General features: G+C 62.8%; 11 protein-coding genes. 9 read left to right on the forward strand and 2 right to left on the reverse strand.

Features of this window, described 5'->3' with window-relative positions:
* The first annotated feature begins 35 nt into the window (after window positions 1-35).
* The 8 genes from K789_RS0102865 (at window position 36) to K789_RS25305 (ending at window position 5,928) form a co-directional block, all read left to right on the forward strand.
* Entirely contained in the window at window positions 36-707 is a 672-nt protein-coding gene (locus K789_RS0102865; protein WP_024365428.1) for an amino acid ABC transporter permease, read from the forward strand.
* Window positions 700-1,389, forward strand: coding sequence for an amino acid ABC transporter permease (locus K789_RS0102870; protein ID WP_024365429.1), 690 nt, complete (start codon window positions 700-702; stop codon window positions 1,387-1,389). Before K789_RS0102865 ends, K789_RS0102870 begins: the two co-directional genes overlap by 8 nt.
* Window positions 1,390-1,461: 72 nt before the next feature.
* A complete protein-coding gene (locus K789_RS0102875; RefSeq protein ID WP_306376357.1) occupies window positions 1,462-2,127 on the forward strand; it encodes an amino acid ABC transporter ATP-binding protein in 666 nt (221 codons plus the stop codon).
* 112 nt (window positions 2,128-2,239) lie between these two features.
* Window positions 2,240-3,274, forward strand: a complete 1,035-nt coding sequence (locus K789_RS0102880) for a butanediol dehydrogenase (protein WP_024365431.1) — start codon at window positions 2,240-2,242, stop codon at window positions 3,272-3,274.
* Complete coding sequence (locus K789_RS0102885) at window positions 3,271-4,038, forward strand: SDR family oxidoreductase (protein ID WP_024365432.1); 768 nt, start codon at window positions 3,271-3,273, stop codon at window positions 4,036-4,038. The genes K789_RS0102880 and K789_RS0102885 overlap by 4 nt, the downstream gene beginning before the upstream one ends.
* 58 nt (window positions 4,039-4,096) lie before the next feature.
* Window positions 4,097-4,771 carry a bifunctional 4-hydroxy-2-oxoglutarate aldolase/2-dehydro-3-deoxy-phosphogluconate aldolase gene (locus K789_RS0102890; RefSeq protein WP_024365433.1) on the forward strand — a complete coding sequence of 225 codons (675 nt, stop codon included), beginning with the start codon at window positions 4,097-4,099 and terminating at the stop codon, window positions 4,769-4,771.
* Between the two features lie 29 nt (window positions 4,772-4,800).
* Entirely contained in the window at window positions 4,801-5,733 is a 933-nt protein-coding gene (locus K789_RS0102895; protein ID WP_272943919.1) for a sugar kinase, read from the forward strand.
* A gap of 24 nt (window positions 5,734-5,757) precedes the next feature.
* On the forward strand, window positions 5,758-5,928 hold the full coding sequence (locus K789_RS25305; RefSeq protein WP_157835660.1) for a hypothetical protein: 171 nt from the start codon (window positions 5,758-5,760) through the stop codon (window positions 5,926-5,928).
* Here the strand turns inward: K789_RS25305 and K789_RS0102905 are convergent.
* Window positions 5,912-7,108, reverse strand: coding sequence for an NAD(P)/FAD-dependent oxidoreductase (locus K789_RS0102905; RefSeq protein ID WP_024365435.1), 1,197 nt, complete (start codon window positions 7,106-7,108; stop codon window positions 5,912-5,914). The two genes, K789_RS25305 and K789_RS0102905, sit on opposite strands and share 17 nt — an antisense overlap.
* A 258-nt stretch (window positions 7,109-7,366) precedes the next feature.
* Here K789_RS0102905 and K789_RS25580 point away from each other — a divergent pair, with 258 nt between their 5' ends.
* Window positions 7,367-7,534: a hypothetical protein gene (locus K789_RS25580; protein WP_192815723.1), complete on the forward strand. Its 168-nt coding sequence runs from the start codon at window positions 7,367-7,369 to the stop codon at window positions 7,532-7,534.
* 61 nt (window positions 7,535-7,595) lie between these two features.
* Here the strand turns inward: K789_RS25580 and K789_RS0102915 are convergent, their stop codons facing one another.
* On the reverse strand, window positions 7,596-7,799 hold the full coding sequence (locus K789_RS0102915) for a hypothetical protein (protein WP_024365436.1): 204 nt from the start codon (window positions 7,797-7,799) through the stop codon (window positions 7,596-7,598).
* Window positions 7,800-8,220 lie beyond the last annotated feature (421 nt).

The following is an 8,220-nucleotide window of genomic DNA, read 5'->3' on the forward strand; positions in this document are numbered from 1 at the left end:
CCCTCGCTGCCGTTCACGAACAGGACCCTTTGCACATGGCTTTATATTTTGGAGACCTTCTCCCGTACAGCTCGCTTCTCCTGGAGGGGCTTTGGACGGCGTTGTACATCACCCTCGTGGCCATGCTGGCGGGAAGCGCGCTCGGTGTTGTCGTGTACCTGGGAAAGGCCGGACCCGGAAAGCCGGTCAGCTTCCTCTGCACCTCCTACATCGAGGCCATCCGCAACACGCCTCTGCTCGTGCAGCTGTACCTGATCTACTTTGCCCTTCCCGGCCTGGGTATCAACCTCGAGCCCGTCTGGGCGGCCATTATCGGCCTCACGCTGAACAATGCCGCTTACACAGCGGAAATCTACCGCGCAGGGTTCGAATCGGTGCCCCGCGGCCTGCGTGAGGCAGGGAAAGCGCTGGGCATGAAACCCGCCCAGATCGTCCGCTACATCGTGCTGTTGCCGGCCACCCGAAACGTTTTCCCCGCACTGACTAACCAGCTCATTCTGCTGTTCTTGGCCTCGTCGATTGGATCCATCATCTCGCTCCCTGAACTGACCAACGCGATCATGAGCGTCAGCAACACCACGTACCGGACCATTGAGGTGCTTGCCGTCGGTGGGCTCCTCTACCTCGGAGTATCAGCACTGATGTCGCTGGTCTCAAAGCGGGCCGAAACGACACTGTTCCGGTGGGCGGTGGGGACGCATGTTTAGGGACTTCGAGTGGCAGGACCTCGTGCCCCTGGCCGAGGGGGCGTGGCTGACCATCCAGCTCTGTGCAGTGTCCGGAATACTCGGCGTCATCTTCGGCCTGATCCTCGGCATCGCCCGGACTTCCCCGAGCAGAATTGCGCGCTGGATCAGCACCATCTACATCAGCTGCGTACGCGGGATTCCCGTGCTGGTCATCATCTTCTTCGTCTTTTTCGGGATTCCGTTGCTGTTTCCGGGCCTGGAACCGGACAAGTTTTCCTCGGCCGTGATAGCGCTGACCTGCTTTGCCGCCGCCTATGTGGCTGAAATCGTGCGCGGCAGCATCGAAGCTGTCGCCAAGGGGCAAAGCGAAGCAGCCGACGCCTTGGGCCTCGACTACTGGCGGAAACTGCGGTACGTCATCCTGCCCCAGGCGGTAAAGATCATGGTTCCGCCCGGCATCGGCTTCCTCATCGGTCTGGTCAAGGACTCGTCGCTGGTTACCGTCACCGGCCTACTCGAGCTCACTCACGCGGGAAACGTTGTCACCAACCTGACTGGTGATCCCATCAAGACATTCCTGGTTGTAGCCGCCATGTACTTCGTCATTTGCTACAGCATCTCCCTGTTGGGGCGGCTGTATGAGAAAAGGACCGGGATCCACGTCGACCCCCTCAAACTCCCAGAGCCCGCGGGCCTCTAGAACGGAATATTGACAGTGATTTTTGTTGAGAACCTTAATAAGAAATTCGGACCAAACCATGTGCTTAAGGGGGTGGACTGCCACATCCGTGAGCGGGAGGTCGTGTGCGTCATTGGCCCCTCGGGTTCCGGGAAAAGCACATTTCTGAGGTGCATGAACGGCCTGGAATCGATCAGTTCCGGCAGCATCATCATCAACAAACACAGGCTTGACGACGCAAAAACCAACATCAACCTGGTTCGGCAGGAGGCGGGGATGGTCTTCCAACATTTCAACCTCTTCCCGCATTTGAAGGTCATCGACAACGTCATGCTTGCCCCGCTCAAAGTAGGGAAGGTTTCGAAAGAAGAAGCCCGCGCCAAGGCCGAAATGCTCCTGGCAAAGGTCGGCCTCTCAGAAAAAATGGACACCTTCCCGGGGAGCCTGTCGGGCGGTCAGATGCAGAGGGTTGCCATCGCCCGGGCGCTGGCGATGGACCCCAAAATCATGCTTTTTGACGAACCGACCTCCGCCCTCGACCCCGAGATCGTCGGCGAAGTGCTGACGGTGATGAAGGACCTGGCCAATGAAGGTATGACCATGGTGGTCGTCACCCACGAAATGGGCTTCGCCAGGGAAGTAGCCGACCGAGTGCTTTTCATGGATCAGGGGCTGATCGTCGAGGAAGGCACACCGGAGCAGATCTTTTCCTCTCCACGGCACGCAAGAACGCAAGGTTTCCTCAGCAAAGTTCTCTAAGCGCCGCCAGCCCCGCGACCTGTGCTCGCCTGGCCAGCGGTTCCCGGCCTGGACCATGCGTCCCAGGGGCACGTTTGCTTAAACTCGCTCAACCATTGCAAGGAGCATCTCCATGACCGCTGCCACGTACAACGGATCTCGAACCTTCAACACCATTGAGACGCGCCCCGCCGCGCCGCGACCGGGTGAAGTGCAGATCGCAGTGTCGTATACCGGGCTTTGCGGAACGGATCTGCATATCTTCCACGGTGACATGGATGCCCGCGTCAGCATGCCGGCGATCATTGGACACGAAATGTCCGGTGTCATCGCCGACTTGGGTGAAGGCGTGACCGGGTGGACCGTCGGCCAACCTGTAACCGTCATGCCCACGCGGTCCTGCGGTTCATGCCCGGCGTGTAGTCGTGGATATGGAAACATCTGTCACAAGCTGGACTTCATCGGCATCGACTCCGACGGCTCGATGCAGAGCTCTTGGAATGTGCCTGCGGACGTTGTCGTCGCCTTGCCCGAAGACCTTGCGCTTGACGAAGCGGCCCTCATCGAGCCAACCGCAGTGGCCGTCCATGACGTTCGTCGTGCGAGATTAGCCGCCGGCGAATTCGTCGTCGTGATCGGCGGGGGCCCGGTTGGCCAACTCATAGCGGCTGTCGCACTGAAGCGGGGCGCTCGCGTAGTGCTTGTCGAACTGGACCCCAGCAGGCGGGCACTCGCGAAAGAATCTGGCATCAACGTCATTGACCCGCGCCAGCAGAACCTGCTTGACCTCGTGATGCGGGAAACGGATGGGGCGGGGGCCGATGTGGCCTTCGAAGTGTCCGGCGCAGCGGCCGGCGTGAACTCCGCCGTTGAAGTGCTCACCACCCGGGGGCGACTCGTCATGGTAGCGATTCATCCTCAGCCCAAGGAGATCGACCTGCACCGATTCTTCTGGCGGGAGCTGGAAATGTTTGGTGCCCGGCTGTACCAGCGCGAAGATTTCGAGGAGGCAGTGAGGCTTGTGGCCACAGGCTCGGTTCCGGCAAAACGTCTGATCTCGCGGATCGTTACCCTGCACGACGTCGAACAAGGTTTCCTGGCGCTGGAGTCCGGCGGTGCGATGAAAGTCCTTGTCGACTGCGGTGCTGCTGCCGTGGCCACTCCATGAGCGTCGGCGGACTCTTCGACCTCACCGGACAGACGGCCGTCGTCACTGGAGCACGGCGGGGCATCGGCCTTGCCATGGCTGTGGCCCTGGCGGAGGCGGGAGCGGACATCATAGGAGTGTCGGCCAATCTCGAGCCCGAAGGCAGCATCGTCGCGCAGCGGGTTACGGATCTTGGGCGCCGGTTCACTGGCATACGCGCGGACTTTACCGACCGTGAAGCCGTACGCGGACTCACGGGCGGCCTGATCGCTGGGGGCCCGATCGACATCCTTGTCAACAACGGCGGCACGATTGCCCGGAAGCCGGCGGCCGAGCACCCAGACGACATGTGGGATCAGGTCATCGAAGTGAACCTTTCCAGCCAGTTCATGCTGAGCAGGGAAATCGGCAAGACCATGATCGAGCGGGGCAGCGGGAAGATCATCTTCACTGCTTCACTTCTCAGTTTCCAAGGCGGCATTAACGTACCGGGGTACACCGCGTCCAAGGCTGGCATCGCCGGTCTGACCAAAGCGCTGGCCAACGAGTGGGCGCCCAGGGGCGTCAACGTCAATGCGGTTGCGCCCGGCTACATTGCCACCGATAACACCCAGGCGTTGCAGGATGATCCTGTCCGCGAAAGGGGCATCATCGAGCGAATTCCCGCTGGCAGGTGGGGGCGCCCCGACGACCTCGCCGGCGCAACGGTTTTCCTTGCCTCCCGGGCTTCGGACTACGTAAACGGGGTAATCCTTCCCGTCGACGGGGGATGGCTGGGCCGCTGACGCGAACCGTGTCCCGCGTGCGCCGTGCCTCTGCCCCCTCAACCCTAAGGAAATGTCCTTGTCCTCAAGCCCACTCCCTGCCGTTGCAAGCCGTCCCGCGCCATCGCAGATCCTGCTCGATACCAGGGTGATTGCTGTCATGCGGGCATCCCACGCCAGCGCGTACGCGCCGGCCATTGAAGCACTTCTTAAGGGCGGCGTACTCAGCATCGAACTGACTTTGAGCACGCCCGGAGTCTTCGAAGAACTTCCGCGGCTTCAGCAGTGTTTCGGCGCTAGTGCCGAATTCGGGGTGGGGACTATCACCACTGTTGCCGAGGCGCTGAGGGCAATCGAGGCAGGGGCCAAGTACCTGGTAACTCCGCTGACAAATCAGGCCATCATCGCGGCCGCCGTCGAACATGGGGTTGCCGTCTACCCGGGCGGCCTGACGCCTACGGAGTTGTTCGCCGGCTGGTCGGCCGGAGCTACCGCCGTCAAAGTCTTCCCCGCGTCGGTGGTCGGGGCGGGCTACGTTTCCATGCTTCGCGGACCGTTTCCCGACATCGAAGTCGTTCCGTCGGGAGGAGTGGGCATCACCGACGCCGCAGCCTGGATCAGCGCCGGAGCACTCGCCGTCAGTCTGGGTGGACCGTTGATCGGCGATGCCTTCCACGGCGGAGATCGGAAGCAGCTCACCGAACGCGCCGTGCGGCTGCGCGGCCTCGTCGATGCGGCGCGGGGAGCGAAGTGAGTCTCTCCATTCCATCGGTCCCGTACCTTGTGACCTTGGGGGAGACCATGGCGCTCCTCACGGCCGAGCATCCGGGACCGCTGGCCCACGTCTCGACCATGGGCCTTGGCATCGGTGGCTCCGAATCGAACGTGGCCATTGGTGTGCAGCGGCTCGGGGGAAATGCCGTATGGTGCGGGCGGGTGGGCGCCGATTCCCTCGGGCAACTCGTTACACGTGAGATCCGGGCGGAGGGAGTTACGGTTCGGATTACGGAGGACCCAGCAGCACCGACCGGTCTCATGCTGAAGGAACGCCGCACCTTGTCGACGCAAAAGGTGAGCTATTACCGCGCCGGCAGCGCCGGCTCACGCATCTCACCCTCAGACCTTGACCTGCTCCTGATCGCGGGCGCCTCGATCTTGCACGTCAGCGGCATAACGCCTGCACTGTCCGAATCCGCTGCAGCGACAGTCCGAGAGGCCATGGATTTGGCGAGGGAAAACGGGGTGACAGTCTCGTTCGACCTCAACTATCGGGCCAACCTCTGGGCTGCAGACGCCGCCGGACATTCCTACCGCGCGCTGATTCCCCTGGCCGACGTCGTCTTTGCCGGCGACGACGAAGCAGCCCTGGCGGTCGGGAAGGCGGAAAGCCCGGCTGAACTGGCAGAGCGTATGGCTGCCCTGGGCCCCGCCCAAGCAATAATCAAGCTGGGCAGTGAGGGGGCCGTCGCTTTCATTGACGGTGAACTTTTCCACCAGAGCGCGATGCCAATCCAGCCAGTGGATACTGTTGGCGCGGGTGACGCTTTCGTCGCCGGCTACCTGACGGAACTCATGGCCGGCAGCGCCCCGGCACAACGACTTGAGCTGGCCGCCAAGACCGGAGCCTTTGCCTGTCTTGCCTATGGCGATTGGGAAGGACTCCCGCGGCGAGCGGAACTTGGCCTCCTGCAACAGAACGAATCTGTGACGCGATAAGGAGGCACCGAGCTCCGGCTGGGCATGTCCGTTGGCGGTGCGGAAACGGCCGTCCCGGCGGACGCGGACGCGGCGGACCGCCAGGCGTTGGCCAAGGCACTGCTAATCGCCGCCGACCAGGACATGTACCAGGTCAAGACCGAGATGCGCGGAGCCCCGGGCGCCTGGCCCCCGACGGTCAGACGCGCCCCTTGAGGATCAGGTTCCAGTACATAAACGGAAGCCCATAGCGCTTGAGCAGCCACATGTCGCTGCGTTCCTTAGTGGTGTCAATGAAGGGGATGCTGGGGGCGGGCTGGAGGGTGTAATCGAACTCAGCCAGCAGCATCTTCCCCCGCGCCGTCGTCAGGGGACATGAGGAGTACCCCCCGTACTGGGCCGCCAGGGTTTCGCCGTCAAGGGCGGCCAGCAGGTTCTCCACCAGCACAGGGGCCTGCTTGCGGATCGCCGCTCCAGTCTTCGAGTTCGGCGTGGATCCCGCGTCGCCCAGGGCAAAAATTTCCGGGTAGCGCAGGTGCTGCATCGTGTGCTTGTCAACGTCCACGTAGCCTGCGGGGTTGGCCGGATCTGCCAGAGGGGTGCGCTTGAGCCAGTCCGGGGCCGACTGCGGCGGCACGACGTGGAGCAGGTCATAATGCAGTGATTCCTGGGAACCTGCCGAGTTATCCGTAATCACTGCCGTGCCGGCGGCTGAGTCCACCGCGGTCATCTCGCTGTTGAAACGGACTTCGATGCCGTATTTGGCCACCACCCGCTCAAGCTCGTCGGCGAACACCTTGACCCCGAACATGCCCGGCGTGGGCAGAACCATGACGACCCGGATGTTGTCCAGCACGCCCTGCTTTTGCCAATAGTCGGCGGCCAGATACGCGATTTTCTGCGGCGCGCCCGCACACTTGATGGGTCCCGAGGGCTGGGTGAAAACCGCCGTCCCGGACTTCAGGTTCCGGATCATGTCCCAGGTCTTTGGCGCCAGGTCGAACCGGTAATTACTGGATGCCGTGGGTGTGTCCATTGCTTCGGCCATGCCCGGGATCTTGTCCCAGTCCAGCTGGATGCCGGGAGAGACCACCAGGTAGTCATATGTGACGGAACCGCCGGAGGCGAGTGCCACACTGCGCTGCTCCGGGTCGATGTCCGCTGCGGCGTCCTTAATCCAGGCGACCCCCTGGGGCATAACGGATGCCTGTGGACGGACCGATTCTTTTTGGCTGGCGGCACCTCCCCCAACCAGGGTCCACAACGGCTGATAGTAGTGCCGTTCGCTCGGCTCGATCACACCGATATCGGTCCGCCCTGCACGGCGGAGCCGGGCTGCAACGCTCAGCCCCGCGTTGCCACCTCCGATGATCAGGATCTCGTGGTGCATGCTCATGGATAAGACGCCTCTCTGGGAGCCGGGCGTCGCGTTAGCGCCGACGCCCGGCATACCGGGGGATTGATCGGGCTAGGGAGACCTCCGGGGCCGGTACAGGCAGCATCTTCGTCTGCGCGTCCGGACTCCGGCGTCTCCGTGCTTTTTCAATCACTGTGATGCCCCTCACTCTATACCCCCGGGGGTATCGATGTATATCCCGCGCGGACAAGCCGGCCGGCATCGCGCTCACAGTTAGACGACGCCAGGCCGGTCTTTATGGTCGTGAATCAGGCCGAAGACGCCTCCCGGTTCGATGCTGGCCAGGCGCATGCGAAGCTGGCGGCCCAGTACTTCCAGGGCCTGGCATCGTCGTCTGCCCCGGGAGAGGGCGAGCTTGTCGCACCGGTGCGCCGTCTGAGTCACTGGATTTGGGGCGGCGCCTGACATGGAACGACGACGGCGGGNNNNCCCGCCGTCGTCGTGGTGTTGCGTCGTGCTGTGCTTGCTAAAGGTTGACCGTCTCGAGGTTGGCTTCGCCGTGGTTCAGGCTGAGCGTGAACGTGTTGGGGCCGCTGGCGTGGACGGCGATGTTGCTCTTGGGAGTGTTGTGGCGGACCGAGAGGTCGTGGACCAGGGCGTCCAGCTCGCTGTGCACGTTGGAGCGGTCCCAGAGCTTGTGGGTTACAGAGGTGGCAGTTTCAAACGTCATTGTTCAGTGCTTCCATTCATGATCCGGAGGTCCGGCTGCCGCACCGATGCGGAGCCGCCGTATGGCCAAACCGGGAACGCTCCGGGACCGTTGGCGGCTCTGCGAGCTCACCGGTTTGGCCTCATTGCGTCCACCAGGATGGGTAAAACTTTGCCGCTGGTCCGCTGCTGACGCTTGGCGTCGCGGTGGTCAGGGCCGGCTAAACGGGGAGTTTGAGGTCCCAGCCTTGCCTTTCCATAGTGCACAGCGTGGCGATGCTGGCTCAAGCCAGATGGCGATTATTGCGGGTGAGTCTCATCACAGCCGTCCGGCGCGGCGCGAACGGCGACGGCGGCCCCGGGCCGAGTGCGGACTAGGGGCGGTGCCGCTTGGGTCGAAAGCGGGGAGTGGGCGCATGCTTGCGGCTCAGGCCGCGGGCGGG

The organism is Arthrobacter sp. TB 26 (assembly GCF_000427315.1).
Taxonomy (GTDB): Bacteria; Actinomycetota; Actinomycetes; order Actinomycetales; family Micrococcaceae; genus Arthrobacter.